Below are 26,399 nucleotides of genomic sequence, written 5' to 3'. Positions count from 1 at the left end.
CACACCTGTATCGGCAGTCGCGAGCCCCGGTGGAGCCGGATCAGCCGGTCAGTTCGGTGAGCCGGTCCTTGAGCACGCGCTCGGCCCGGTCGGCGTGCACGTTCATGTTGCGCACCGAGGTGCCCAGGTCGGCGGCCAGCTGCGTCTTGGTCTGCCCACCCCAGGTGGTCTGGTACCAGGTGACCCACCCGAGCACGTTGGGCTGCCCGGCGCGCTGGTCGGGCCGGGCCGTGGGGTCCGGTGCGCAGGCGGCGGTGAGGGCGTGGGAGAGCAGGCTCTGCTCGGCCTCGCCGAGGATCTCGTCGGGTGCCTGCGCTGCGTCCGGGAGCAGGTGGTCGGCGCCGTCGGGCACGCCGTCCAGGGACTGCAGGTTGCGCAGGCCGTTGAGCGTGGCGACCGACTGCGCGTTCTTGCGCAGCACCGCGACGCTCTGCCCCAGCAGGTCGGCGAGCTCCCGCTCGGTGGGCCGGCGGCGGTGCTCGGCGACGAACGTGGCCACCGCCTTCTGCTGCCGGTTCTCGGTGTCGGTGGCGGTGCGGCCGAACGCGGCCCGGCCCAGGTCGTGCACCCACTTGGACAGCTGGGTGGCCAGGAACGCCCCGAAGGGCACGCCCTTGGTCTCGTCGTACTGCGCGACGGCCTTGAGCACCCACTCGCTGACCTGCTGGACGACGTCGTCGTTGTCGGGGATGTGCAGCCGGATGGTGCTCATGTTCCGCTGCAGGCGCTTGAGGCTGACCGGGCCGTAGTGCCGGCACAGGTCGGCCAGGAACGCCGGCGGGAGGTCCTTGGGCGCGCGCCGGCGGACGCCGGTCTCCGCCCGCAGGCCGACCGTGCGGTGGTCGTGCACCGCGCACCAGCTCTTCACCAGCGTGGACAGGGCCGTCGCCTGGCCGGCGTCGCCGTCGACCCGGTACAGCCCCTCCCCCTCGTCCAGGGTCACGGTCACCCCGGCCGGCAGGAACGCCCGGAACTCCTCGAGCGGCAGCTCCCGCTCGGTGCGGAAGTGCACCCGGTCGCGGACGGTGATGGGGGTGTCGGCCCAGGCCTGGTCCTCGGTGATGCCACCCAGGACCAGGGGGCCGGTGGACCTGCGGGACGGTTCGGACACCGGGGACTCCTGTCGTCGGTCGTCGATCTCGGGGGAAGACGACCGCTCCGGGGATGCCGGGGCGGCCGCGGGATCGCGACTCGGTGAGAGGACGAGTGCGACGGTGCTGGGGTGCCTCAGGCGCTGACGGCGTCCGGCGACCAGGCGCGGGCGTCCACCCAGTGCCCGACGGCGTCGGCGGACTGGAGGAACGGGGCGACGGCGGCCGACTCCTCGACGGTGGGCTCGGTCGCGTAGACCGGCATGTGCTCGTAGAGCACGGTGAACAGGTCGGACACGAACCCGTAGGCGGCCTGGGCGGCCGGGGAGAACCGGGCGACGTCGGCCCGCGGGCCGAGGTCGACGGCCACGGTCACCCGCAGCACCCGGGCGTCCTTGCTCAGCCCGACCAGCCCGACCGGCACGCCGGCGTGCTCGGTCGCGAGCTGGGCCAGGGCCGCCAGGCACTTGCGGGCCGCGGCCCGCCGCGGGCGCAACTGCACGTGGATCACCACGGTCGGGTCCTGCACATCGCCACTCGGCGTGCTGATCGCGCTGCGTTGCATCTCCGTCGCCCCCTGTCACGTGCTCAGGGGAGAGCTTTGCGCATGGTGGGGCTGGAGTTGAGCCGAAACGGGGTGCGTCTCGCCCAACTACACGGGCGTTGCTGGGCAGATCACGCCAAGGCGGGTGCGGCCGTGTCGCCGTCCTCGCGTGGTGCGCGTGTGGCGGTCGCGGGACCGCGGGTGCCACCGAGGGCCGCGGTCAGCGCCCCGACGGCGTCGGCGGCCACCCGGACGGCCAGCCGACGGGCGGCAGCGATCTGCTCGTAGACCTCCTCGCGGTGGATGGACACCTCGCGGGGGGCCTTGAAGCCGAGCCGGACGGTGTTGCCGCGGACCTCGACGACGTGCACCTCGATGTCGTCGCCGATCCGGATGGTCTCGCCGATCGTGCGGGTGAGCGTGAGCACCAGTACCCCTCCATGGGTCTCGGTGGCCGGCCGTTCCCTGGCCGGGTGGAGCACGTGCCGTGCCCCGTCCGCTTCATGATCGGCAACCCGGCAACGGCTCGGGACACCCCTGGGGCGGGCGGGACGCGACGGTCAGATGAGTCAGCGCAGGTAGTCGACCAGGGAGAGCTGGATGGTCGAGGCGGTGGTCTGCAGCGCCGCCTTGTAGGCGGTGTCCCGGACGGTGAGCTCCAGGTAGGTCTTCGCCTGGTCGACGTCCTCGGCCTCGGACAGCTGCGCCCTGATCGACAGCGCCTGGCCGGCGTTGATCGAGGCGACCTGCTCCAGGCGCTGGGTGCGGACGCCGATCTCGGCGCGGGTGGTGGTCATCCGCTGGGCGGCGGTGTCCAGGTCGGTGAGGCGGGACCCGATGGTCGTGGAGCCCGCGGCCAGCTCTGCGGCGATCGTGCCGAGCAGGGCGAACACGTCGTCGGGGGCGGCGCCGAAGACGTCCGGGCCGTTCAGGCTGGTCTGCACGGTCTCCGACGCCGACACCCGGACCTGCTGCTGGCCGAGGGGCTGGCCCTCATACCCGCCGGCGGCGCTGTACGCAGCGCCCCCCGCGGTCGTCCCCCCGAAGACGGGGACGCCGCCCACGGTGCGGTTGGCGACGGCGAGCATGCTCTCCCGGATGCCGGCGATCTCGGTGGCCAGCGCGGCGTCGTTCACGGCGTTGTTGGCCCCCGAGTTCGCGCCCTGGGTGACCAGGTCGCGGGCCCGCCGGACCAGGTCGCCCATCGCGTCCAACGCGGAGTCTGCGGCGTTGAGCGTCGTGGTGGCCGCGGAGATGTTGGCCGTGTGGCGCTCGTTGGTGGTGAGCTCGGCGCGCGAGCGCATGGCCGTCGACGTGCCGCTCGGGGAGTCCGAGGGCTTGCCGATCGCCTTGCCCGAGGAGATCTGGTCCTGCAGCTTCGCCATCGCGGCGAGGTTGGTCTGCATGTTCTGGGAGCTGCGCTCTGCGATGGCGCGGTGGGTGATGCGCATCAGGTCACCTGCCGACCAATCCGGTCTTGTTGATCAGGACGTCGAGCATCTCGTCGATCGCCGTGATGACCCGGCTGATCGCGGCGTAGGACTGCTTGAAGACGAGCATGTTGGTCATCTCCTCGTCGAGGCTGACCCCGCTGACCGACTGCCGGGAGGCGTCGACCTGGGTGACGATCGCCCGGGCCGAGGCCGCCGAGGAGGTGGCGCTCTGGGCCTTGACGCCGAGGTCGGTGACGAGGTCCCGGTAGGTGGCGTCCGGGCCGGTGGTGGAGGAGCCCAGCTGGGCGATGCGGTCGGCGTTGGCGCCGCTGCTGCTGGCGTACGCGTTGCCGTCGGCGTCGAGGAGCCCGGTCGCGAGCCCCGAGCCGCTCACCCCCGACAGCCGGATGTTCCCCGCGGTGATGCCGGTGGTGGACCCGGCCTCGGTCTGGAAGAGCGCCTGCCCCCGGACCCCGGCGGCCGTCGAGCCGTCCTGCTGGGCGGCGTTCACCCGGGCCGCGACGTCGGCCGCGACCGCGTCGAGCCGGCCCTGCAGGCCGGGGAGGATCTCGTTCATCGCCTGCAGCTGGCCGCCCATGGTCCCGCCGGGCGTCACCGCAGCGCCGCCGGGTGCGAGGGACAGCGCGGACGTCGCCGTGGTGGCACCGCTGGGCGCCGTCGGCGCGGACAGCGTGATCTGGCTGGCGGTCTTGCCGGCGACCAGGGCCGCGCCGTTGACGACGACGTCCACGCTGCCGTCGGCCTTGGGCACCCCGATGGCGCCGATCCGGTCGGCCAGCGTGCCGATGAGCACGTCCCGCTTGTCCTGCAGCTCGTTGGAGTCCAGGCCGCCCGCGGTCGAGGCCACGATGGCCCGGTTGAGGTCGGCGATCTGGCGGGCGGCGGCGTTGACCTCGCCGAGCCCGTCCTGCAGGTCGACCCTCGTCGATGACCACTGGGCGTCCAGGGCCTTCGCGGTGCTGTTCAGCGAGCTGACCACGGCCTGGCTGGCGGCGACGACCGCCGTCCGGGCTGCGGGGTCGGTGGGCGTGGTGGCCAGCTGGCCCCAGGCCGACCACTGCTTGGTCAGCGTGGCCTGCAGGCCCGACGAGCCCGGCTCGTTGAAGGACAGCTCGGCCTGCGACCAGGCGACGTCCACGGCGGCGGCCTGGGCGGAGATGCCGTGCTCGAGCTGGCCGCGACGCTCCAGGAAGGCGTCCCGGATGCGGGTGACGACGTCGGCGGAGACGCCCTCGCCGACGCCCTCGGAGGTCGAGTAGAGCCCCGACACCGAGGTGGCCGACAGCGACTGCAGGTCCGCCCGCTGGCGGGTGTAGCCGACGGTGGCGGCGTTGGCGACGTTCTGCGCGGTGACCTCGAGGGCCCGCTGGTGCGCCGAGAGGACGTTGCTGGCGATGTTGAGGGAGGAGAAGCCGCTCACAGCGTGCCGTCCAGGGTCATCGAGCGGCTGCCGCGCGAGGCGGTGCGGCCGGCGGCGGTGTAGGTGGGGGCGGCGTCCGGGCGGACCGACAGCAGCGCCTCGTCGATGGCGGCCAGGCCGCTCTGGATGAGCTCGCGGTTGGCGTCGGAGAGCCCGCGCAGGTCGGTGACCAGACCCAGCAGTGTCTCGTGGTGCTTGACCAGCAGGTCGTTCCACGGGGCCGGCACGTGCTCGGCGATGGTGCGCAGCGAGGGGTTGGGCTCCAGGCCCAGCGTGGCGGCGATGACCTCGGTGACCGCGGCGCGCTCCACCTCGAGGGTGCGCATCTGCTCGAGGACGACCTCGATCTCGTGCGCGATCCGCGGCAGCCAGCGGTTCTTGCCGCTGATGATGAGGTACTGCTTCTCCTCGGCCTTGAAGAGCAGCAGGTCCAGGAGCTCCTGCTCGCGCCAGAGCAGGGTCGACAGGTGCTGGTAGTCCACCGCTGGCTCCTCTCGTCCTCGGTTCCCGGGGCACGGCTGCGCACCCGGTTCTCCCCTCTGACTTCGGCACCGCAGGTCGGGGCTCAAGTCGAAGCAGGAAGTTGCCGAGAAGGGTCAGATGGGGCTCGTGGGACGCCGAGATAGAGCCCGTGAACCCCTCGCGCCCGTCGCCTCCCCAGGCGGGTCCCCAGCAGCGCCGTGACACCGACCGGCTGGTGACCGAGCACCTCGCGCTCGCCCAGTACGCGGTCAACGCCGTCGCTGCACGCATCTCGCTGCCCGCGCACGTGAGCCGCGAGGACCTGCTGTCCTGCGCCCAGATCGCGTTGGTCGAGGTGGCCCGCCGGTTCGACTCGACCGCGGGCGCCACGTTCGCCACCTACGCCCTCCCCCGCCTGCAGGGCGCGGTGCTCGACGAGCTGCGGTCCGGTGACTGGGCCAGCCGCTCGGTGCGGGCCGCGGCCCGGCGCTCGGACGCCGCCGCCGACGTCCTCGCTGCGCGACTGGGCCGGCCGCCGACGCAGGCCGAGCTGGCCGCCGAGCTCGGGGTGCCGCTCAGCGAGCTGTCCTCCCTGCAGGTCGACGTCCACCGGGCCGTGATGGTGAGCATCGACGCCGAGAGCGGGGACGACGGGAACACCTTCGACCTGCCCTCGACCGGGGACTCCCCGGAGAAGACGGTCGTGAAGAACGAGCGGGCCCGCCACCTGCACGAGGCGATGCACGCGCTGCCCGACCGACTCGGCGAGGTCGTCGAGCGCAGTTTCTTCGGTGACGAATCACTGACCGACATCGCGGCCGACCTCGGGGTGACGCTCTCCCGGGTCTCGCAGATGCGCGCCCGGGCCCTGACGCTGCTGCACGCCGCGATGAGCGAGGTGTGGGAGGAGACGCCGGTCGCCCCCGAGGGCGGCGTGCGCGCCCGCAACCAGCAGGCCGCCTACGTGGAGCAGGTCGTCACCCGCAGCCGCCCCCGCGGCAGCCGTGGCATGTGGCCCCCTCCCCCGCGCTCGGCCGACCAGGTGCGCACCGCCTTCACCCAGCCCGCCTGACCCCTTCGAGGGAGGTCTGCAGATCTCCTCGTTTCGGCTCAAGACCGCCGGCCCCCCAGCCGTAGTGGTCACTGCACCCCCCGCAGCACGGATGCAGCGGGACACACCAGCACAGCCTTAATCCAGGAGGATCACCATGGGCATGCGCATCAACACCAACACCGCCGCGATGAACGCCTACCGCAACCTGTCGGTCAACGACTCGGCGATGAACAAGTCGCTGGAGAAGCTGTCCTCGGGCTTCCGCATCAACCGCGCTGCGGACGACGCTGCGGGCCTGGCCATCTCGGAGGGCATGAAGTCCCAGATCGGTGGCCTCAAGGTCGCCGTCCGCAACACCCAGGACGGCGTCAGCGTCGTGCAGACCGCGGAAGGCGCGCTGGCCACCAGCCAGGGCATCCTGCAGCGCATGCGCGACCTGTCGGTGCAGGCGGCGAACGACGGCGGTCTGTCCACCGAGGCGAAGAAGAACATCCAGTCCGAGATCACCCAGCTCAACTCCGAGCTGACCCGGATCGCCGACACGACCACCTTCAACGGCAAGAAGCTCCTGGACGGCGCCTACAGCGGCACCTTCCAGGTCGGCGCCAACGCCACCGAGGTCATCACCGCCAGCGTCAAGTCCACCGGCGCCTCCGGCTCGGTCAGCACCTGGGCGAACGGTGCGGCCGCGACCACCGCCGCTGCCGCCACCTTCACCCAGGGCGGGGTGACCGTCACCACCGCGGCCCTCACGGTCTCGAGCGACGCCAACGCCATCGCCACCCAGCTGAACAACGACGCCGCGTTCAAGCTCTCCTACACCGCGACGGTCAACCAGACCGGTGGCCTGGAGGTCCGCGCCAAGGACTCCTCGGTCACCGGCGCGATCACCGCCGGTGGTGGCATCAACGCCGCCGGCACCAACACCGCGGCCGCCGCGGCCACCGGTGGCTTCTCGGCCACCGCCCTGGGTGTCAACAGCATCGACGTCACCGCCGCCGGTGGTGCCAACGCCGCTCTCGTCGCCCTGGACAAGGCCATCAGCGCCGTCTCCACCTCCCGTGCCGACCTGGGTGCCATCCAGAACCGGTTCGAGCAGACCACGGCCAACCTGAACATCGCCGTCGAGAACCTGACCGCCAGCCGGTCGCGGATCGTCGACGTCGACATGGCCTCGGAGATGACCGAGTTCAGCAAGAACCAGATCCTGGTCCAGGCCGGCACCTCCATGCTGGCCCAGGCCAACCAGTCGGCCCAGTCGGTCCTCAAGCTCCTCCAGTGAGCTGAGGCGGGGGCGACACCCGCACGACAGCACTCCCGGTGAGGGGGGCGGCCAGCCGGCCGCCCCCCTCACTGCTGTTCCGGCACCGCGCGGTCCCCCGGAGGGGTCACACCGACCGCTCGGCTCAACAAGCACCCCCGACCGCCGATGACAGGGGGGCACCACTCACCTGATCCGGCACCGGAGGGAGAACGCGATGGCACTCGGAGTCGACGGACTGGTCTCCGGTCTGGACACCACCTCGATCATCAGCGGGCTGATGGCCGTCGAGGCCCGTCCGCAGACGCTGCTGAAGAACCAGCTGACGGCCACCCAGGCCAAGGCCACCGCCTACCGGGCGGTCAACACCCGCTTCGACGCGATCCGCACCGCGGCCGAGGCGCTCACCAGCAGCAGCCTCTCCGCGGCGAAGAACGCCACCAGCTCGACCGCGTCGGTCACGGCCAGCGCCTCCGCGGCAGCCGTCAACGGCACGGCCATCACCTTCTCGGTCACCCGGCTCGCCTCGGCCGGTCAGTCGATCAGCACCGGCACGTGGAGCTCGGCCACCGCTCCCGCCCGCCAGGCCCAGCCCGCGTGGCCGATCGAGATCCGCGACAGCACGGGCGCCACCCTGGGGAGCATCGACCTGCCGGCCGACGCGACGCTGGCCGATGCGGTCACCGCGATCAACGGCAGCGGCTACGGGGTCCGCGCCACCATCGTCCAGGTCGGGGCCAACCAGTTCCGGCTGCAGATCAGCAGCGACGCCACCGGGGCCGCCGGCGGGCGGACCGTCGTGTCGGCCGACGAGGACGAGGCGAGCGCAGGGTCGTCGTTCCTGACCACCACGCCCGCCCAGGACGCCGAGCTCGACCTCGGGGCGGGCGTGCTGGCCACGTCGGCCACGAACACCTTCACCGACCTGGTTGCCGGGGTCTCGGTGACCGTCTCCGCGGCGGACCCGACCACCTCCACCACCGTCCGGGTCGGGAGCGACGCGGCGTCGATCACGGCCAAGGTGCAGGCGCTCGTCGACGCCGCCAACGGCGCCCTCGGCGTCATCAAGGGCTACACGACCTCCACCGCCGGCCAGGCCACGGCCACGCTGCAGGGCGACCGGGCGCTGGTCCAGCTGTCCGACCAGGTGCTCGACGCGATCTCCACGGCCATCGGCGGCACCAGCGCCAGCACCATCGGCCTGCAGCTCACCCGGGACGGCAAGCTCACCTTCGACGCCGCCGTGTTCACCGCCAAGCTGAGCAGCGACCCGGCCGGCACCTCGGCCCTGCTGTCCGGCGCGGGCAGCACCACCGGCATCGCCGGCAGGCTGGCCGCCCTGGCCAAGACCGCCAGCGACTCCTCGACCGGCACCCTGGTCCAGCTGGCCACCGGCCGGGACACCCTGGCCAAGGCGATCCAGGACAAGGTCGACGCCTTCGACATCCGGCTCGAGGCCCGCAAGGCCACGCTCACCCGACAGTTCTCCGCCCTGGAGACCGCGCTGAACACGATCAAGAACCAGTCCTCGTGGCTGAGCTCGCAGATCAACCAGCTCTACAACCCCAACGCGTCGTCCTGACCGCCCGCTCCCCCGTAGCCCAGGAGAACCCCGAATGACTGCCGCCCTGCGTGCCCGCTACGTGAACGAGTCGGTCGCGACCGCGTCCCCCCAGCGTCTGCTCGTCATGCTCTACGACCGCCTCGCCCTGGACCTCCAGCGCGCCCAGACCGCCCTCGGCGAGGGCGACCGGGTGGCCGCCAGCGAGCAGCTCATGCACGCCCAGGACATCGTCCTGGAGCTGCACGGCACGCTGAACGTCGACGACTGGGACGGCGGCCCCGCGCTGTCCTCGCTGTACACCTGGGTGCACAGCGAGCTGGTGATGGCCAACGTGAAGGGCGACGCCCGCCGGGTGGCCGACTGCCGCACCGTCGTCGAGCCGCTGCGCGACGCCTGGTCCGAGGCCGCGGCGCTGCTGAGCTCCGGCCCGGTGTGACCGTCCCCGGGCTCCGCAGGGTGGGCCCCGGCGAGCTCCGGTCCGCCCCGGCCAACCGCGCCGAGGACCGGCACCCCGGGGGCCGCGAGGAACGCCGGCAGGCCTGGGCCGACGCCCTGGACGTCATCGAGGCCGACACCCACCACGCCGAGCGCACCCTGGCCGGGGCGTCGGCCGCCGAGATCGCCGCCTGGGGACGACGCTCCTCGGACTGGGTCCCCCCGACCGGCCTGGGCCCGATGCCGGCGGACCTGCGCGAGCGGGCCGCGCGCCTCCTGCAGCACCAGCTGGCGGTCGCCGAGGCCCTCGTGGAGGGCATCGTGCAGTCCCGCCGTCAGCGCGACGTGGCGGCCCGGATGTCGCAGTCCCCCAGCCGCCCGGAGTCCTCCTTCATCGACCGACCGGTCTGACGCAGCAACCACACGAGTCACAGCAGTCCGTTCGGCCCCGGTGGTCACGGTGCCACCGAGCACTGCCGATGAACGGTTCGCGCGAGAGACGGCCCCCTCCCCGGGGTCCTGACGCGGACCAGTCGGAGGCTCGAAGATGATCGCGGACGCCACGATGAGCACGCTGCACGCAGCACTCTCCGGGCTCTCCCAGCGGCAGCGCGTCAGTGCCGACAACATCGCGAACGTCAACACCCCGGGCTTCCTCGCCGGCCGCACCGACTTCGAGTCGATGCTGCGCACCGAGCTCGCCGACGGCGAGACCCCGACCGCCGGCGGGGGCACCGTGACCCGCTCGCTGGCCGCCACCCGGACCGACGGCAACAACGTCGACCTGGACTCCGAGACGGTCATCGCCACCGAGACGGGGCTGCGCTACCAGCTGGCCCTGTCGGCGCTCAACGGCAAGTACGACCTCCTGCGCAGCGCGCTCCGGACGCAGTGATGGCCGTCTTCGACTCGATCTCCATCTCCGGCTCGGGGATGACGCTGCACCGCAAGTACCTCGACGCGGTCTCGGACAACATCGCCAACATCAACACCGCGGCGGCGCCGGACCAGGAGGCCTTCAAGGAGCGGTTCATCGTCGCCCAGGCCGTCGACTACGGCTCGGGCTCCGGCGGCGTGCGGGTGGCCGGTGCGGCCTTCGGCAGCGCCGAGGGCAAGCTCGTCTACTCCCCCGACAACCCGCTGGCCGACGACGAGGGCTACGTCCGGATGCCCGACATCGACCTCGGCACCCAGATGACGAACCTGATCATCGCCCAGCGCGGCTACCAGGCCAACATCAGCGCGATCTCGCGCGCCACCGACGCCTACCAGGCGGCCCTGCAGCTCGGGAAGAACCTGTGACCTCTCCGATCGCCCTGACCACCGGCTACGGGGTCGGCTTCAACTCCGGCTACATCGCCAACGGCGCCAGCAACAGCGTCCCGGCCACCGACGTCAGCGGTCTGCTGACCCAGGGCGTCGGCGGACTGGGCGGCGGCTCGGCCACCTCCGCGGTGCAGGCCCCGGTCAACGCGCAGGGCAGCACGTTCGCCGACGTCCTCACGCAGTCGATCGGGCAGCTGCAGGGCCTGCAGAGCACCGCCGACACCTACGCCACCCAGGCCGCCACCGGCGACCTGCAGGACGTGCACGACTACATGATCGCCGCGTCCGAGGCCCGCCTGGCCACCGACGCCGTCGTCACGATCAAGAACAAGGCCGTCGACGCCTTCAACGAGATCATGCGGATGCCGGTCTGATGCCCGCCGCCCTCGCCGGTCCCCTGGACCGCGTCCGCGCCACGCTGGCCACCCTGACCTTCGCGCAGAAGGCCACCGTCATCGCCCTGGTCCTCGGGATCGCCGTGGGCGGGTTCGTCTTCGTCCGCTGGGTCACCGCCCCCACCTACGAGCCGCTGTTCTCCAACCTGTCCTCGACCGACGCCTCGGCGATCGTCGACGAGCTCAACGCCGAGGGCGTCAGCTACCAGCTGCCCGACGGCAGCGGGACGATCATGGTCCCGAAGGACCAGGTCTACTCGCTGCGCCTGACGATGGCCGGCCTCGGCCTGCCCGCGGGCTCGGACACCGGCTACTCGCTGCTGGACGAGCAGGGCATCACCACCAGCGAGTTCGAGCAGCAGACGACCTACCAGCGGGCGCTGGAGGGTGAGCTGTCGAACACCCTCGAGGCGATCGACGGCGTCACCGCGGCCACCGTGCACATCGCGATGCCCAAGGACGAGGTCTTCGTGACCGACGAGAGCAAGCCGAAGGCATCGGTCCTGCTGCAGCTGCGCCCGGGCACCGACCTGTCCGGCGAGCAGGTCCAGTCGGTCACCCACCTGGTCTCCAGCTCGGTGGACGGCATGGAGCCCGACCAGGTCACCGTCAGCGACTCCACCGGCCGCCTGCTGTCCTCGGAGAACGGCGCCGGTGCCGGCAGCCAGGCCCAGGCCGACGACACCTCTGCCTTCGAGCAGCGGCTGGCCACCAACGCCCAGAACATGCTCGACCGCGCGCTGGGTGCCGGCAACGCCGTGGTCACCGTCGCCGCCTCGCTGGACTTCGACCAGAGCAACAGCACCTCGCAGACCTACAGCTACCCCCAGGAGCTCCCGGCGCTGGCCGAGACCACCAGCACCGAGCAGTACACCGGCACCGGCGGTGCCGCGGCCGGCGTGCTCGGCACCGACGGCGCGGCCGCCGGGCAGGGTGGCGACGGCTCGTACAACCGGGAGTCGACCACCGCGAACAACCCGGTCGACACCACGACGACGACGACGATCGCGGCCCCCGGCTCGGTCGAGCGGCTCACCGTCTCGGTGCTGATGAACTCCGCCGGCGGCGCCACGGTCGCCCCCGGCACCGTGCAGGACCTGGTGAGCAACGCCGTCGCCCTCGACCCGGCCCGTGGCGACGCGATCACCGTGGCCTCGATGGCCTTCGACACCTCCGCCGCCGACGCTGCCGCCGCCGACCTGGCCGCCTCCGCCGCGGCCGAGGCCAGCGACCGGATGTGGTCGCTGGTGAAGACCGGCTCGATCGTGGGCGGCCTGCTGCTGCTGGTGCTGCTGGTCTGGTGGCGCAACCGCAAGCGCCAGGAGGCCCTCGCCGACGAGGACTACGAGGCCCTGGAGCTGGAGGCCGGCGACGACCTCGACCCGCTCATGGTCACCAGCACCCGCGACGCCCGCCTGGACCTGCGCACCTCGGCGGCCATCGAGGCCCTGGAGCGGCAGCGGCTGCGCGGTGAGATCACCTCGATGATCGAGGCACAGCCCGACGCGGTGGCCTCGACCCTGCGCGGCTGGCTGGCCGAGAGCCGCACGTGAGCCTGACGAGCGTCGAGCAGATGGTCGGCCTGGAGCCCGGGAGCGAGTTGGACCGGGCTCCCGTCCGGCTGCCCCGCCGCGACCTGTCCGGGTTGCGCAAGGCCGCGTTGTTCCTCGCCCAGATGTCCCGCGAGGAGGCCGGCACCGTCATGGCACAGCTGACCCCCGCGGAGATCGACGCCCTCACCGGCGAGCTCATGCGGCTCAAGGACGTGGCCCCCACCGACGTCGACGACGTGCTCTTCGAGTTCCACGAGCGGATGGTCAACCCGAGCGCGCTGGGCGCCGGCGGGCTGGAGTTCGCCCGCGAGGCGCTCACCGCCGGCCTCGGCGACGCCGCGGCCGAGGCCGTGCTGGGCCGCCTGCAGACCGTCTACGTCGACCCGCCGTTCACCTCGCTGCGCAACGCCGACACCCGGCAGCTGCTGTCCTTCCTCCGCGAGGAGCACCCGCAGATCATCGCGCTGGTGCTGGCCCACCTGCCCGCCACGCAGGCCGCCGAGCTGATGAGCCGACTGGCCCCCGAGCGGCAGGCCGACGTCGCGCTGCGCATCGCGATGATGGACCGCACCTCCCCCGAGGTCATCCGGCTGGTCGAGGACGAGATCAGCCGCCGGATGGGCTCGCTGCTGGCCAGCCCGGAGCTCTCCTCCGCCGGCGGTGTCGAGACCCTCGTCGAGATCATCAACCGCGCGTCCCGGCCCACGGAGAAGTCGATCCTGGAGTCGCTGTCGGCCTCGGACCCCGAGCTCGCCGAGAAGGTCCGCTCGCAGATGTTCGTCTTCGAGGACATCGTCGTGGTCGACGACCGGTCCATGCAGCTGGTGCTGCGCGAGGTCGCGACCGCGGACCTCGCCGCTGCGCTCAAGGGCGTCCGGGACGACGTCCGCGACAAGGTCATGCGCAACCTCTCCGAGCGGGCGGCGCTGGACCTCGGCGACGAGATCGAGCTGCTCGGCCCGGTCCGCGCGGCCACCGTGGGCGAGGCCCAGGCCCGGGTCGTGGCCGCGCTGCGCGCCATGGAGGAGTCCGGCCAGATCGTCATCGACCGAGGGGGTGAGGACGATCTCATCGCCTGAGGGAGCCGTGCTGCGCGGGGAGTCCACCGCCCGCGCCGTCGCCTGGGACCGCTCCGCCCGCGGCCCCGGTCGCCCCGCGGTCCGCACCCAGCAGCCGGCCCCGCCGGTGCTGTACCCGGTCCCCGACGGCGCGCCGGCCGGCGCGGTGCTGCGCGGCGGGTCCGACGCGGTGACCGCGTACGTGCCCGACCGCCGGACGACGACGGCCGGACGACGGGTCGGCGACGCCCCGGCGCCCCGGCTCGAGGAGGTCTACGCCGCCGAGCTCGACCGGCTGCGTCAGGAGGCCCGGGAGCAGGGCTGGGCCGCCGGGCACGCCGAGGGCACGGCGGTCGCCGCCGACGCCGTGGCCCGCGCCGAGGCCGAGGCCGCCCAGCGCGCGGCCGTGGCTCAGCAGCGCTGGGAGGGCCGGACCGCCTCGGCCGTCGCCGCGCTCACCGCCGCCTGCGCCCAGGTCGACGCCACCCCGCCCGCGGGGGGCGAGGAGCTGCACGAGCTGCTGCTGCGCACGGCGCTGACGCTGGTCGAGGAGGTCTTCGCCCGGGAGCTGGCCGTCGTCCGCCGGCCGGGCATCGACGCGTTGCGCCGGGCGCTGGCACTGTCCCCCGCCGACGGACCCACCGTCGTCCGGCTGCACCCCGACGACCTGGAGCGCATCCCCGCCGCGGTGCTCGACCAGGTGCCCGACACCGTCCGGGTCGTCGGCGACGACACCGTCGAGCGGGCCGGTGCGATCGCCGAGACCGGGGTGCGCCGGGTCGACGCCCAGCTCGGCCCGGCCATGGACCGCGTGCGCGCGGTGCTGTCGGCATGAGCCTCACCGACGTGCTCGAGCGCGCCCGTGTCGCGGCCCGGCCGCTGTGCACCGGCGCCGTCACCGGCGCGATGGGCCTGACCATCACCGTGGAGGGGGTGACCGCCGCGGTCGGCGACGTCGTCGAGATCGGCGAGGGCCCGGAGCCGCTGCGGGCCGAGGTCGTCGCGCTGCACAAGGACCGGCTGACCTGCATGCCGCTGGGCGAGGTCACCGGCGTGCACGTCGGCGCCCGCGTGCGGCCCACCGGCCGACCGCTGCAGGTGCCGGTCGGGCACGCGCTGCTCGGCCGGGTGCTCGACGGCCTCGGCCGACCCGTCGACGGCGGCCCGCCCCTGGTCGGCCGCGCCCGGTTCGTCGACCTGGCCACGCAGACCCCGCACGCCCTCACCCGCACCCGGGTGGAGCAGCCGTTGTCCTTCGGCGTCCGGGCGCTGGACACCCTGGTGCCCGCCGGGCGCGGCCAGCGGCTGGGCATCTTCGCCGGCTCCGGCGTCGGGAAGTCCACCCTGCTGGCCCAGATCACCCGCGGCACCGACGCCGACGTGCGGGTCATCGGGCTGATCGGCGAACGTGGCCGCGAGGTGCGCGAGTTCCTCGAGGAGAACCTCGGCGAGGCGGGGATGGCCAACACCGTCGTCGTCGTCGCCACCTCCGACGAGCCCCCGCTGGTGCGCCTGCGGGCGGCGTTCGTGGCCACCCGGATCGCGGAGTCCTTCCGCGACGAGGGCCGCGACGTGCTGCTGCTGATGGACTCCATCACCCGCACCGCGATGGCCCAGCGCGAGGTCGGGCTCTCGGCGGGCGAGCCGCCGGCCACCCGGGGCTACCCGCCCAGCGTGTTCGCGATGCTGCCGCGGCTGCTGGAGAAGGCCGGCACCGGCACGGTCGGCTCGATCACCGGGCTCTACACCGTGCTGGTGGAGGGCGACGACCACAACGAGCCGATCGCCGACACCGCCCGCTCGATCCTCGACGGGCACGTCGTGCTCACCCGGGCGATGGCGACCGCCGGGCACTTCCCGGCCATCGACGTGCTCGAGTCGATCTCGCGGGTCGCCTCGTCGGTGACCGCCCCGCACCGGATGGCCGACGCCCGGGAGGCCCGCCGGCTGCTCGGTGCGCTGCGCGACGTGAAGGAGCTCGTCGAGATCGGCGCGTACCAGGCCGGCAGCGACCCGCTGGTCGACCGCGCCCGCGCTCTCGAGCCCCAGCTGACCGGCTTCCTGCGCCAGTCCGTCGAGGACACCACCGACCCCGAGGACTCCTGGGCCCGGCTGCACGCGATCGTGAGCGGCGGGTGAAGCGCACCGCCTTCCGGCTGCAGCCGGTGCTCGAGCTGCGCCGGGCGCAGGAGCGCACGGCCGGGGTGGCCGCCGCCGACGCCGCGCGCACCGCGGCGGCGGGCGAGGAGCACGCCCTCGCCGTGGCCGCCAGCCTGGGCCGGGCCCGCCCGCCCTCGGGCGTGGACGGCGCCGGGTTCCTGGCCGCGATGCTCGGCCTGCAGACCCTGGCCACCGACGCCGACGACGCCCGGGCCAGTGCCACCGCGACGGCCGAACAGGCCGAGGCGGTGCGTGCGGCCTGGACCGCCGCCGCCCAGCGCACCGCGGCGCTGGAACGGCTCGCCGAACGCCACCGACTGGCCGCCCTGCGCGCCGAGCTCGCCGCCGAGGAGCGGGCCGTGGACGACATCGTGACCGGACGACACAGCAGGAGGGAGGAGGAGGAGTCGTGGAGGGACTGACCGCCGTCCAGGGCCGGATCTCGGAGATCCAGAGCCGGATGGCCGCCTTCGCCGGTGCCTCCCCCGCCTCCGCGCAGGCCTGGCTGTCGGCAGCCTCCGCCGCGGGCCTGAGCACCTCGGCGACCACGGCCGCGACACCGACGGCGACCGGGTCGGTCTCCGGGGAGAACGCCGTCGTCGACGCCGCGAAGAACTACCTCGGCGTGCCCTACCTGTGGGGCGGCACCGACCCGGCCAAGGGCCTGGACTGCTCCGGGTTCACCCAGCGGGTGTTCGCCGACCTGGGCATCTCCATCCCGCGGACGTCGTCCCAGCAGGCCACCGCGGGCACCGCGGTCGCCGGCCTCGCCGACGCCCGGCCCGGTGACCTCGTCTTCTTCGACAACAGCTCCTCGCGGGCCGGCATCGACCACGTCGGCCTCTACCTCGGCGACGGCAAGATGATCGCCGCCCCGCAGCAGGGTGACGTGGTCAAGATCCAGGACGTGGGGACGCCGACCGTCATCCGCCGGGTGCTGCCCACGACGTCCGTGGCCACGCCCGCCGCCGGCGGGAGCGGCCTCGCCGGCGTCCCGTACAGCGACCTGTTCGCCTCCGCGGGTGCCCGATGGGGCGTCTCCCCCGCCCTGCTCGCCGGGGTGGCGAAGGTCGAGTCCGGCTTCGACTCCACCGCGGTGAGCGGTGCCGGGGCCCAGGGGCTCATGCAGTTCATGCCGGGGACGGCGGCCGGCCTGGGCGTGAACGCCCTCGACCCGGCGTCGGCGGTCAACGGCGCCGCGCAGTACCTGAGCCAGCTGACACGCCAGTTCGGCTCCACCGACCTCGCGCTGGCCGCCTACAACGCCGGCCCGGGCGCGGTGTCCTCGGCAGGCGGCATCCCGCCGTACCCGGAGACGCAGGCCTACGTCCGCAAGGTCACCGCGGCTGCGGCGGCCTACGCGTGACGCTGCCCGTCGGTGCGCCGGCGACCCCTCCGGCGACGACCCGCGGCACCGCTCGCCCGACCGGGCCGGACGACGCGTTCGCGGCACTGCTGCAGGGGGCGGTCGCCGAGCAGCCGGGCACCGAGGAGCAGCCGGCCGACGAGCCGGTGGACACGGCGACCACGGCCCCTCCGCCGCCTGCCGCCCTGGTGCCGGCGTGGCTCCTGGCGCTGCAGCCGCCCGTGTCGACCCCTCCGGTGGCGACCCCTCCCGTGCCGACCTCTCCCGTGTCGACCCCTCCCGTGGTGACCCCTGCCGTGGCGACCTCTCCCGTGCCGACCCCTGCCGTGGCGCCCCCGGTCGTGTCCGCGGAGCCGTCGACCGGGCAGCCGGTCGAGGTCGCGACGCCGGCTGCGGTCCCTGCCCGGCCGGGTGGGGTCGTACCCGCCGAGGGCGTGCACGCTCATGGCGTCACCCCGCTCCCGGACGTGGTCGCGGCCGGGCCCGCCCCGGCCCCGGCGCCGTCCTCGACCGCCCCGCCCGTGCAGGCCGCCGAGCCGGGGGCCACCCCGTCCGTCGAGGGCCCTGCGCGTCCCCGCGTGGACCCCGCGGTCCCGTCGACCCCCGGGCCGACGGCCCCTGCGCCAGGTGGCCCGGCGCCCACCGACCCCGTCCTGCCCGCCGCCGCGGCGGCGACACCGGCCACCCCGGTGCCGGCCGCTGCCACCACGCACGCCCCGGCACCGGCGCCCGTCGAGACCACCGCGGTGACGGCTGCCGTCGCCACCGCCGTCGTCGCCGCCGTCGCCGTCGCCGTCCCGGGCGGCAGCGGAGGACCCGCAGCCGACGACCAGGCGGACGACCGCGGCTCCGACCCCAGCACCGCCACCGTGGGTGGCACACCGGCGGCACCGGCGACCCCCGCGCCCGCCGCGTCGTCGTCCGCGCCCGTGCCGGCACCGCGCGCCGACGCACCCCCGGTCGCCGCCCAGCTGACCCCCCAGCTGCTCGACCTGACCAGCACCGACGGCACGCACACCGTCACCGTCGTCCTCGCCCCGGAGTCCCTCGGCGAGGTGCGGGTGCAGCTGGTGGTGACCGGCGACCAGGTGCAGCTGACGCTGGCGTCCGGGCAGGAGCACGGCCGGGCGGCGCTGGCAGAGGCCCTGCCCGACCTGCGCCGTGACCTCGCCACGGCGGGCCTCACCGTCACCACCGCGGACGTCACGGGCAGCACGGCCGGTGGCCCGCAGACCGGGTCGGGCTGGGGCGGCCGGCCCGACGGCACAGACAGATGGGCGTCGAGGGTGCCGACCGGCGTCCCGACTGCCGATGACGACTCCGGCACCACCCGCACCACTGGCCACACCCGTGACCGGTCGGCTGCAGCCGGTGTCGACGTCCGCGTCTGAGGAGGCACCGTGACCACCCCCGTCACCACCGGGAGCGCCACACCGATCGCGAACCTGATCGGCACCACACCGACCACCTCGGTGGGCGACACCGGCATGGACAAGGACACGTTCCTCAAGCTGCTGGTCGCCCAGATGAAGTACCAGGACCCGGAGAAGCCGACCGACTCCAGCGCCTTCATCACCCAGACCGCGGCGTACTCGCAGGTCGAGGCCCTGCAGAACATCTCCGACCAGAACACCTCGATGCTCGCCATGCAGCGGGCCACCAGCGCCGGCGCCCTGGTCGGGAAGTCCGTGAGCTACACGGCCACCGACGGGACGACCACGACCGGCACGGTCAGCTCCGTGCGGATCGCCACCGCCTCCACCGAGGCCCAGGCCACCGTCAACGGGGTCGCCGTCCCCGTCGGCCGGCTCACCACCATCACCGCCTGACCGACCACCGCCTGACCCGCTCCCCCGACCCCAGGAGTCCCCCGTGCTGCGTTCGATGTTCTCGGCCATCTCCGGCCTGCGCGCCCACCAGACCAAGATGGACACGGTCGCGAACAACATCGCGAACGTGAACACGGTCGGCTACAAGACCTCCAACACCGTCTTCGAGACCACGCTGACCCAGGTGCTGCGCAGCGGGAAGAGCCCCGACGGGCTCGAGGGCGGCGCCAACCCGGCGCAGGTCGGCCTGGGCGTGAAGCTCGCCGCGATCACCACCGACTTCGGCCAGGGCAAGACGCAGAACACCGGCCGCGCGCTGGACTTCATGATCCAGGGCGACGGGTTCTTCGTCACCGAGTCCAAGGGCCAGCAGCTGTTCACCCGCGCGGGGTCGTTCACCTTCGACGGCGCCGGGAAGCTGATCACCGCCGACGGCGCGGTCCTGCAGGGCTGGATGGCCGACCCCACGACCGGCGCGGTCAGCACGAGTGGCCCGCTGCAGCCCCTGGCCGTGTCCTACGGCAGCGTCAAGTCCCCCAACCAGACGGCGACGGCCACGATCGCCGGCAGCCTCGCCCTGCCGCCGACCGCTGCCGGGGCCACCGAGAACCCCAGCGTGACGACCGCGACGATGTTCGACGCCCAGGGTGCCGAGCACCAGGTCACCTACACCTTCACCCGGGACGCCACGAACTCCCAGGTGTTCACCGTCGGCATCGCGGTGGACGGCACCCCGCTGCCCGCCGCGGCCTACACCCCCGCGCAGGTCACCTTCGCCGACAACGGCACCGTCGCCGGCGTCAGCGGCTCCACCGACAAGAGCCTGTCGTTCACCGCCCCGTGGGTCGGCGGGGGTGCCGTGACGTCCGACCTCGCCGCGCTCGCCCACGTCAACGGCGGCAGCCCGCTGAACGTCGCCGACCAGGACGGCTACACCGCCGGCAGCCTGCAGAGCTTCGCGCTCAACGAGGACGGCACGATCATGGGCGTCTACTCCAACGGCGAGCGGCAGGCCATCGGCAAGCTCGCGCTGGCCACGTTCAACAACCCCTCGGGCCTGGTCAACATGGGCAACACCAGCTTCGCGATCGGCGACAACTCCGGGGTCGCGCTGATCGGTGCCGCCGGCGAGGGCTCGCTGGGCACGCTGGCCTCGGGCGCCTTGGAGATGAGCAACGTGGACCTCTCCGAGGAGTTCACCGGCCTGATCATCGCCCAGCGCGGGTTCCAGGCGAACAGCCGCGTGATCAGCGCCTCCGACGAGCTGCTGCAGGACCTGGTCAACCTCAAGCGGTAGCCCCACCACGAACAGCGCTGCACCGCACGGCCCGGTCACCCCTTCGGGGGGGCCGGGCCGTTCGGCTTCAGGGGGTCCGGCGCCGGACCGATGTCACCGGTGCCCAGCTGGGCCAACCCCCGACCGACCTGGAGCCTCCGGTGATCTGCCTGACCCGCCTGAACGGGGAGCCGTTCGCGCTGAACCCCGATCTGATCGAGCGGGTCGAGGCACACCCCGACACCGTCATCTCCCTCACCGACGACGTCCGCTTCCTCGTCCGGGAGAGCCTCGACGACGTCCTGCGGTCCATCCGGGACTACCGCGCCGACGTGCTCGCCACCGCCTACGCCATGGACCGGGGCGCCTACCCGGCCCTGGTCGCCCAGCCGCGCCCCACGGCCACCGCCGACCACTCGGTGCTGGCCTTCCCGATCCGCGAGGAGCGCTGACATGGACCCGGCAACCCTGATCGGCGTCGCGATCGCACTGGTCGCGATCATCGCCTCGATGATCATGGAGGGCTCGTCCCCCATGGCCATCATCCTGCTGCCGCCCATCATCCTGGTCTTCGTCGGCACCTTCGGTGCCGCGATCGCCGGCTCCACGATGGCCGACGTCAAGAAGCTCGGCACCTGGTTCAAGATGGGCCTGACCCCCGCGGCCGTGCCCCCGGCCACCGAGCAGATCCAGACCCTGGTGACGCTGGCCGAGAAGGCCCGCAAGGAGGGCCTGCTGGCCCTGGAGTCCTCCATCAAGGCCATCGAGGACCCGTTCCTGCAGCGTGGTCTGCAGATGGCCGTGGACGGCACCGACCCCGAGGACCTGCGCACCGTCCTGGACAGCGAGATCGCCGCCAAGAAGAGCGAGGACAAGGTCGCGGCCAAGTTCTTCACCGCCATGGGCGGCTACGCCCCGACCATCGGCATCATCGGCACCGTCATCGGGCTCATCCACGTGCTGGAGAACCTGAACAAGCCCGAGACGCTGGGCCACCTCATCGCCGCCGCGTTCGTCGCGACGCTGTGGGGCGTGCTGTCGGCCAACGTCTTCTGGCTGCCCATGGCCGCCAAGATCACCCGCACCAGCGACCTCCAGGCCGCCCAGATGAACCTCCTCGTCGAGGGCATCTCGGAGATCCAGGCCGGCACCAGCCCGCGCACCGTGCGGCAGAAGCTGACCTCCCTGGTCCCGCCGAGCGAGGTCGCCGCCGCGGCAGCTGCGGCATGAGCGGGCACGCGCCCGCCGGCCGCCGGCGCGCCAAGCCGCACGAGGAGGAGGAGCACGAGAACCACGAACGGTGGCTGGTCTCCTTCGCCGACATGATGACGCTGCTGACCGCCGTGTTCATCGTGCTGTACTCGATCAGCCAGGTCGACCAGCTCAAGTTCGCCGCCCTGGCCTCGGGCCTGTCGGAGAGCTTCGGCGCCCCCACCAGCGTGCTGGACACCGGTTCCCCCACCCAGGACCCGGGCGTGCTCGACGCGCTGGACTCGCCGATGCAGATCAACACGACCTTCGACCCGACCGCCCAGGCCGACCCGTCGGAGGTCGACAGCGCCGCCGCGGAGGCCGCCGCCCAGCACAGCGCCCAGGTGGCCGCGGAGGCCCAGGCGACCTTCGACCAGCTGCAGGCCGCCCAGGCCGCGATCGCCGCGGCCCTGGCCGCCGCCGGTCAGCCCGACTCGGTGGAGTTCCAGATCGACGAGCGCGGCCTGGTCGTGCACGTCGTGGCCGACCAGGTGCTCTTCGGGCCCGAGCAGGCCGACCTGCGCGCCGAGGGCGGCCGGGTGCTCGACGCCCTGGCCCCCACGCTGGCCGCGCTGCCCAACGACCTGCGCATCGAGGGGCACACCAACTCCCTGCCGGTCACCGCCGGCGGCCCGTTCCCGAGCAACTGGGAGCTGTCCACCGCCCGGGCGACGACGGTGCTGCGGCACCTGGCCGAGTCCGACGGCCTCCCCGAGGTCCGGCTGTCCGCCGCCGGGTTCGCCGCCACGCACCCCCTGCTGCCCGACTCCGACCCCGCGTCGGTCTCGGTCAACCGACGGGTCGACATCGTCGTCCTGTCCGACGCCTCCACCGAGGCCAACGCCCAGCTGCCCGGCCTCGCGGCCGCCGCCGGCCGCGCCACCACCCCCCAGACCGTCACCCCCCAGACCGTCACCGCCCAGGAGAGCACCCCGTGAGCGCAGCCACGAAGACCAAGCCCGCCAAGCCGGCCGCCGAGACCGACGAGGAGGAGGCCGCCGGGGGTGGGAAGAAGAAGCTCGTCGCGATCGTGCTGGTCGCCCTGCTCGCCGTGGGTGCCGCGCTGTACTTCTTCGTCTTCGCCGGCGGTGAGGCCGAGGCCGAGCCCGCCCCGGTGCCCGGTGCGGTCCTCGCGCTGGACTCCGTGGCGGTCAACCTGGCCGGCAGCGGCTACCTCAAGGTCGGGATCACCCTGCAGCTGACCGAGGAGGTCGGCGAGGAGGTGCCCGACGGCGCCATGGCCACCGACCTCGTGATCGAGACCTTCTCCGGCGCCCAGCTCGCCGACGTCACCGGCAACCGCGAGGCGCTGAAGACCGCCCTCGAGCAGCGCATCGAGGAGGCTTACAACCACGACGGCGAGCACGTGGTGATGGGCATCTACTACACGGAGTACGTCACCCAGTAGCACCGTCCCACCCTCGGCAGGGGAAGCCCTGCACCCACCTGTGGGCCCCGCAGGTGGGTGCGGGGCTTCCCCTGCCTGTGGTGTGGGCCGCGGCGGACGGCGGTCAGGATCGCGTCGCGCACCGCCGATGAGGTGACCGTGACCCTCGCCGACGCCGCTCCCGCCCCCCGGGGGGCGGCGCTCATGGCGTCCCGGCGCCGCCGCGGGGAGGCCCGCAGCTACGACTTCCGGCGGCCCACCAAGCTCTCCCGCGACCACGTGCGGGTGCTGCACAACGCGCTGGAGACCTTCGCGCGGCAGTGCGCCACCAACCTGACCCAGGTGCTGCGCACCGAGGTCAAGCTCGAGCTCGGCGGCATCGACCAGTTCGCCTACGACGACTACGTCGAGCACCTGGACAACCCGGTCTTCATGAGCGTGCTCAGCTTCGAGCCCCTGGAGGGCCGCGGGCTGCTCACCTGGTCCCTCGACGTGGCGATGGCCATGATCGACCAGCTGCTCGGCGGTTCCGGCGCGGCCGACCAGCCCCAGCGGCCGATGACCGGCATGGAGACGCGGCTCACCCGCTACCCCGTCGAGCGGGTGCTGCACGAGCTCGCCCTGGCGCTGCGGCCCATCGTCCGGGTGGACTTCGGCCTCGAGGGCTTCGAGTACAACCCGCACCTCGCCCAGCTGGCCGTGGGCTCGGAGACCGTCGTCGTCGCCTCGTTCTCGCTGTCGCTGGGCGACCGGGTCACCGAGGCGACCGTGATGCTGCCCTTCGCCCCGCTGGCCCCCGCGCTGCACGACGCCACCTCCCCCCAGCTGTCCAGCCAGGCCCAGCGGGAGCGCACCCAGGCCACCGCGCTGCTCTCGGCGCGGCTGGGCGCGGTGCCGGTCGAGGTCAACGCCCGGTTCCGGCCGCTGCGCGTGCCCAGCGCCGACCTGCTGACCCTCGCCGTCGGCGACGTCCTGCTGCTGCGCCACCCGCGGGACAGCCCGCTGGAGGTCACCACCAACGACGTCGTGTTCGCCCACGCCGTCGCCGGCAACCACCGCCGCCGCCTGGCCGCCGAGATCGTCGCCACCCCCACCGGCACCCCCACCTCGAAGGACACCCCGTGAGCACCAGCACCGACGACGCCGCCACCATCTCCGCCGCCGTCGTCGCCGCCGCGCAGGCCGCCGGCGCGCTGCTGCCCTCGACGTCCCGGCTGACCACCGGCTCGGCCGTGGACGACCCCGACATCGCCCCGCTGCCCGGCAGCGCACCGGCCGCGATCACCGCCCGGCTCTCCGGCGAGGTCTCCGGGGACGTCGTCCTCGTCGTCGCCGGCCCCCTCGTGGAGGCGCTGGCCAACTCCCCCGTCGGCAAGCTCGACGTCGCCGCCGCCATGCGTCCGGCGCTGGAGGCGGCCGCCGCCGTGCTCGGCCGGGTGACGGTGACCAGCGAGCGGATGGAGGAGCCCGAGGCCGCCCTGGACGGGTTGCGCGACAAGGGCGTGTTCCTCGCCGTCCCGCTGCTGGCCGACGGCGAGCACCAGGCCACCCTCGCCCTGCAGGTCACCCTGCCCCGGCCGCAGACCCAGCGCGGCAGCCTGGAGCTGCTGCGCAACGTGGCCATGGAGGTCACGGTCGAGATCGGCCGCACCCGGATGACGGTGCAGGAGCTGCTCTCCCTCTACCCCGGCGAGATCGTCGAGCTCGACCGCGCCGCCAGCGCACCGGCCGACCTGCTGGTCAACGGCACGCTGATCGCCCGCGGCGAGGTGGTCGTGGTCGACGAGGAGTTCGGGCTGCGGATCACCGAGGTGGTCACCGACGCCGCCGCCGTCGAGCTGGGGCGACAGTCCGCATGACCTGGATGATCGTCCGGCTGGTCCTGTCGCTGGCCTTCGTCGCCGGCGTGCTGTGGTTCGCCGCCCGGCTGGCCAAGAAGCGCGGGCTCGGCGGCGGCCACGGGCTCATCGAGGTCGTCGCGCGCCAGCGGATGGGCCGCAGCAGCACCGTCAGCGTGCTGCGGGTGGCCGACCGGGTGCTCGTGGTCGGGGCCACCGAGGAGCAGGTCACCCTGCTCGCCGAGATGGACGCCGAGGTCGTCGAGGACGCCCTCGCCGAGGCCGATGCCGAGCGGGAGGCGCGCGCGCTGGCCCACCGGGAGTCCCGGCAGGCCGCCGTCGCCGCGCGGGCAGCGGCCCGCCGGCCGGCCGGTGAGCTCGGCACCGGCGAGACCCCCGTCGTCGGGCTGCCCCCGGTGCCCGGTGCGCGGCGCACCCGGCACGCCCCGGCCGCCGGCCGGCACGGCGGGGTCGCCCAGGGCACCGGTCTGCTCGCCGGGTCGGTCTTCGACCGGGCCGCCTGGACCTCGGTCGTCGAGGGTCTGCGCGACCGCACGGTGCGCCGCCCGTGACCCCCTCCCCGCACGCGGCCCGCTGGGCCGCCCGGGCCGGGGTCGTCCTCACCGGAGGGGCGACCCTGCTCGCCCTGGCCGCGACCGCGGCACTGGCCGCCCCGGTCGACCCGACCGACCCCACCGCCCCGGTCTCCCCCGTCGTGGACGGCGCGGGCACCGGCGGGCTGGACATCTCGATCGGTGGGGACAACCCGTCGAGCGCGATCACCCTGATCCTGGCGATCACCGTCCTGTCGGTGGCGCCGTCCCTGCTGCTGCTGGTCACCAGCTTCACCAAGATCGCCGTGGTGCTGTCGCTGACCCGCAACGCGCTGGGCCTGCAGAGCGCACCGCCCAACCAGGTGCTCACCGGCCTGGCCTTCTTCCTGACCCTGTTCGTGATGGGCCCGGTGATCAGCGACATCAACGAGATCGCCGTCCAGCCCTACCTGGACGGTCAGCTCTCGGTGGGCCAGGCCTACGACACCGGCGTCGAACCGCTCAAGGACTTCCTGCTGGCCAACACCCGCAGCGACGAGCTCAAGCTGATGGTCGGGCTGTCGGGCGAGGAGGCCCCGGCCGACCCGCAGTCGACCACCATGCTCACCCTGGTCCCGGCGTTCGTGCTCTCGGAGCTCAAGAGCGCGTTCATCATCGGGCTGGTCGTCTTCATCCCGTTCCTGGTGCTGGACATGCTGGTCAGCGCCGCGCTGATGGCGATGGGCATGATGATGGTGCCGCCGGTCATCGTGTCGCTGCCGTTCAAGCTGCTGCTGTTCGTCGTCGTCGACGGCTGGGCGCTCATCACCACCGCACTCGTCGGCTCCTACTCGGGCAGCGGTTGATGGACGACTCCCAGATCACCGACCTCGCCGTGCAGACCATGATCGTCGCGGCGAAGGTGTCGGCCCCGATCCTGCTGACGGCGCTGCTGGTCGGCTTCGCGATCTCGCTGTTCCAGGCCGCGACGCAGATCCAGGAACCGACGCTGTCCTTCGTGCCCAAGATGATCGCCGTGGCGATCGCCCTGGTGGTCACCGGCAACTGGGTGCTCGCCGAGCTGGTCTCCTTCACCGACCAGCTCTTCGCCTCGCTGCCGGCGCTGCTCGGCCGGACGTAGG

31 protein-coding genes and 1 pseudogene are annotated in these 26,399 nt (G+C 73.3%); 26 read left to right on the top strand and 6 right to left on the bottom strand.

Translation table 11 applies throughout. The features are described from left to right. Nucleotides 1–40: 40 nt before the first annotated feature. From F1C76_14715 to F1C76_14690, 6 genes and pseudogenes are all read right to left on the bottom strand, one after another. The gene (locus F1C76_14715) at nucleotides 41–1,138 is read right to left on the bottom strand and encodes a flagellar biosynthesis protein FliA (GenBank protein QNG39265.1); all 1,098 of its coding nucleotides are present in this window, start codon (nucleotides 1,136–1,138) and stop codon (nucleotides 41–43) included. 194 nt (nucleotides 1,139–1,332) lie between these two features. Next, nucleotides 1,333–1,608, bottom strand: a pseudogene (locus F1C76_14710) (hypothetical protein). A 158-nt stretch (nucleotides 1,609–1,766) separates the two neighbouring features. Then, nucleotides 1,767–2,063 (bottom strand): carbon storage regulator CsrA, encoded by a 297-nt coding sequence (gene csrA, locus F1C76_14705; protein ID QNG37668.1) that lies wholly within the window; start codon nucleotides 2,061–2,063, stop codon nucleotides 1,767–1,769. A gap of 141 nt (nucleotides 2,064–2,204) precedes the next feature. Beyond that, a complete protein-coding gene (gene flgL / locus F1C76_14700) occupies nucleotides 2,205–3,086 on the bottom strand; it encodes a flagellar hook-associated protein 3 (GenBank protein QNG37667.1) in 882 nt (293 codons plus the stop codon). Nucleotides 3,087–3,090: 4 nt separating this feature from the next. Next, nucleotides 3,091–4,509 (bottom strand): flagellar hook-associated protein FlgK, encoded by a 1,419-nt coding sequence (flgK, locus tag F1C76_14695; protein QNG37666.1) that lies wholly within the window; start codon nucleotides 4,507–4,509, stop codon nucleotides 3,091–3,093. Further along, nucleotides 4,506–4,991 (bottom strand): flagellar protein FlgN, encoded by a 486-nt coding sequence (locus F1C76_14690; protein ID QNG37665.1) that lies wholly within the window; start codon nucleotides 4,989–4,991, stop codon nucleotides 4,506–4,508. Before F1C76_14690 ends, flgK begins: the two co-directional genes overlap by 4 nt. Before the next feature lie 101 nt (nucleotides 4,992–5,092). On the opposite strand from F1C76_14690, the gene F1C76_14685 reads away from it, so the two are divergent. From F1C76_14685 to fliQ, 26 genes are all read left to right on the top strand, one after another. Further along, entirely contained in the window at nucleotides 5,093–6,043 is a 951-nt protein-coding gene (locus F1C76_14685) for a sigma-70 family RNA polymerase sigma factor (GenBank protein QNG37664.1), read from the top strand. A gap of 136 nt (nucleotides 6,044–6,179) precedes the next feature. After that, nucleotides 6,180–7,307 (top strand): flagellin, encoded by a 1,128-nt coding sequence (locus F1C76_14680; protein ID QNG37663.1) that lies wholly within the window; start codon nucleotides 6,180–6,182, stop codon nucleotides 7,305–7,307. Nucleotides 7,308–7,503: 196 nt separating this feature from the next. Further along, nucleotides 7,504–8,868, top strand: a complete 1,365-nt coding sequence (gene fliD, locus F1C76_14675) for a flagellar filament capping protein FliD (protein ID QNG37662.1) — start codon at nucleotides 7,504–7,506, stop codon at nucleotides 8,866–8,868. A 34-nt stretch (nucleotides 8,869–8,902) separates the two neighbouring features. Further along, entirely contained in the window at nucleotides 8,903–9,286 is a 384-nt protein-coding gene (fliS, locus tag F1C76_14670; protein ID QNG37661.1) for a flagellar export chaperone FliS, read from the top strand. Nucleotides 9,287–9,402: 116 nt separating this feature from the next. Further along, on the top strand, nucleotides 9,403–9,696 hold the full coding sequence (locus F1C76_14665) for a hypothetical protein (protein ID QNG39264.1): 294 nt from the start codon (nucleotides 9,403–9,405) through the stop codon (nucleotides 9,694–9,696). A gap of 136 nt (nucleotides 9,697–9,832) precedes the next feature. After that, a complete protein-coding gene (locus tag F1C76_14660; protein ID QNG37660.1) occupies nucleotides 9,833–10,180 on the top strand; it encodes a flagellar biosynthesis protein FlgB in 348 nt (115 codons plus the stop codon). Further along, on the top strand, nucleotides 10,180–10,587 hold the full coding sequence (locus F1C76_14655) for a flagellar basal-body rod protein FlgC (GenBank protein QNG37659.1): 408 nt from the start codon (nucleotides 10,180–10,182) through the stop codon (nucleotides 10,585–10,587). Before F1C76_14660 ends, F1C76_14655 begins: the two co-directional genes overlap by 1 nt. Before the next feature lie 101 nt (nucleotides 10,588–10,688). Then, complete coding sequence (gene fliE, locus F1C76_14650) at nucleotides 10,689–10,985, top strand: flagellar hook-basal body complex protein FliE (GenBank protein ID QNG39263.1); 297 nt, start codon at nucleotides 10,689–10,691, stop codon at nucleotides 10,983–10,985. After that, nucleotides 10,985–12,559 (top strand): flagellar M-ring protein FliF, encoded by a 1,575-nt coding sequence (gene fliF / locus F1C76_14645; protein QNG37658.1) that lies wholly within the window; start codon nucleotides 10,985–10,987, stop codon nucleotides 12,557–12,559. Before fliE ends, fliF begins: the two co-directional genes overlap by 1 nt. A gap of 20 nt (nucleotides 12,560–12,579) precedes the next feature. Then, nucleotides 12,580–13,638 carry a flagellar motor switch protein FliG gene (fliG, locus tag F1C76_14640; protein QNG39262.1) on the top strand — a complete coding sequence of 353 codons (1,059 nt, stop codon included), beginning with the start codon at nucleotides 12,580–12,582 and terminating at the stop codon, nucleotides 13,636–13,638. Next, nucleotides 13,616–14,452, top strand: coding sequence for a flagellar assembly protein FliH (locus tag F1C76_14635; protein ID QNG37657.1), 837 nt, complete (start codon nucleotides 13,616–13,618; stop codon nucleotides 14,450–14,452). Before fliG ends, F1C76_14635 begins: the two co-directional genes overlap by 23 nt. Further along, nucleotides 14,449–15,756 carry a FliI/YscN family ATPase gene (locus F1C76_14630; GenBank protein QNG37656.1) on the top strand — a complete coding sequence of 436 codons (1,308 nt, stop codon included), beginning with the start codon at nucleotides 14,449–14,451 and terminating at the stop codon, nucleotides 15,754–15,756. Before F1C76_14635 ends, F1C76_14630 begins: the two co-directional genes overlap by 4 nt. Next, on the top strand, nucleotides 15,753–16,199 hold the full coding sequence (locus tag F1C76_14625; GenBank protein QNG37655.1) for a flagellar export protein FliJ: 447 nt from the start codon (nucleotides 15,753–15,755) through the stop codon (nucleotides 16,197–16,199). The genes F1C76_14630 and F1C76_14625 overlap by 4 nt, the downstream gene beginning before the upstream one ends. A gap of 38 nt (nucleotides 16,200–16,237) precedes the next feature. Beyond that, a complete protein-coding gene (locus F1C76_14620) occupies nucleotides 16,238–17,143 on the top strand; it encodes a transglycosylase SLT domain-containing protein (GenBank protein ID QNG39261.1) in 906 nt (301 codons plus the stop codon). Nucleotides 17,144–17,577: 434 nt separating this feature from the next. Next, nucleotides 17,578–18,534, top strand: coding sequence for a flagellar hook-length control protein FliK (locus F1C76_14615; GenBank protein ID QNG37654.1), 957 nt, complete (start codon nucleotides 17,578–17,580; stop codon nucleotides 18,532–18,534). A gap of 96 nt (nucleotides 18,535–18,630) precedes the next feature. Further along, nucleotides 18,631–18,972 (top strand): flagellar hook capping protein, encoded by a 342-nt coding sequence (locus F1C76_14610; protein ID QNG39260.1) that lies wholly within the window; start codon nucleotides 18,631–18,633, stop codon nucleotides 18,970–18,972. A 43-nt stretch (nucleotides 18,973–19,015) separates the two neighbouring features. After that, nucleotides 19,016–20,269 carry a flagellar hook protein FlgE gene (locus F1C76_14605; protein QNG37653.1) on the top strand — a complete coding sequence of 418 codons (1,254 nt, stop codon included), beginning with the start codon at nucleotides 19,016–19,018 and terminating at the stop codon, nucleotides 20,267–20,269. A 140-nt stretch (nucleotides 20,270–20,409) separates the two neighbouring features. After that, nucleotides 20,410–20,700 (top strand): flagellar FlbD family protein, encoded by a 291-nt coding sequence (locus F1C76_14600; protein QNG37652.1) that lies wholly within the window; start codon nucleotides 20,410–20,412, stop codon nucleotides 20,698–20,700. 1 nt (nucleotide 20,701) lies between these two features. Beyond that, nucleotides 20,702–21,478, top strand: a complete 777-nt coding sequence (locus tag F1C76_14595; GenBank protein QNG37651.1) for a flagellar motor protein — start codon at nucleotides 20,702–20,704, stop codon at nucleotides 21,476–21,478. Continuing rightward, nucleotides 21,475–22,437, top strand: a complete 963-nt coding sequence (locus tag F1C76_14590; protein ID QNG37650.1) for an OmpA family protein — start codon at nucleotides 21,475–21,477, stop codon at nucleotides 22,435–22,437. Before F1C76_14595 ends, F1C76_14590 begins: the two co-directional genes overlap by 4 nt. Then, complete coding sequence (locus tag F1C76_14585) at nucleotides 22,434–22,907, top strand: flagellar basal body protein FliL (GenBank protein QNG37649.1); 474 nt, start codon at nucleotides 22,434–22,436, stop codon at nucleotides 22,905–22,907. Before F1C76_14590 ends, F1C76_14585 begins: the two co-directional genes overlap by 4 nt. 183 nt (nucleotides 22,908–23,090) lie before the next feature. Beyond that, the gene (locus tag F1C76_14580) at nucleotides 23,091–24,011 is read left to right on the top strand and encodes a flagellar motor switch protein FliM (protein QNG39259.1); all 921 of its coding nucleotides are present in this window, start codon (nucleotides 23,091–23,093) and stop codon (nucleotides 24,009–24,011) included. Then, nucleotides 24,008–24,745 carry a flagellar motor switch protein FliN gene (gene fliN, locus F1C76_14575; GenBank protein ID QNG37648.1) on the top strand — a complete coding sequence of 246 codons (738 nt, stop codon included), beginning with the start codon at nucleotides 24,008–24,010 and terminating at the stop codon, nucleotides 24,743–24,745. Before F1C76_14580 ends, fliN begins: the two co-directional genes overlap by 4 nt. Next, nucleotides 24,742–25,296, top strand: a complete 555-nt coding sequence (locus tag F1C76_14570; GenBank protein QNG37647.1) for a FliO/MopB family protein — start codon at nucleotides 24,742–24,744, stop codon at nucleotides 25,294–25,296. The genes fliN and F1C76_14570 overlap by 4 nt, the downstream gene beginning before the upstream one ends. Further along, nucleotides 25,293–26,123, top strand: a complete 831-nt coding sequence (gene fliP, locus F1C76_14565) for a flagellar type III secretion system pore protein FliP (protein ID QNG37646.1) — start codon at nucleotides 25,293–25,295, stop codon at nucleotides 26,121–26,123. Before F1C76_14570 ends, fliP begins: the two co-directional genes overlap by 4 nt. After that, the gene (gene fliQ, locus F1C76_14560) at nucleotides 26,123–26,398 is read left to right on the top strand and encodes a flagellar biosynthesis protein FliQ (GenBank protein ID QNG37645.1); all 276 of its coding nucleotides are present in this window, start codon (nucleotides 26,123–26,125) and stop codon (nucleotides 26,396–26,398) included. The genes fliP and fliQ overlap by 1 nt, the downstream gene beginning before the upstream one ends. The last annotated feature ends 1 nt before the right edge of the window (nucleotide 26,399 follow it).

The sequence above is a fragment of the Geodermatophilaceae bacterium NBWT11 genome (assembly GCA_014218215.1).
GTDB lineage: Bacteria > Actinomycetota > Actinomycetes > Mycobacteriales > Geodermatophilaceae > Klenkia.
This window is presented reverse-complemented; position numbering and strand designations above follow the sequence as displayed.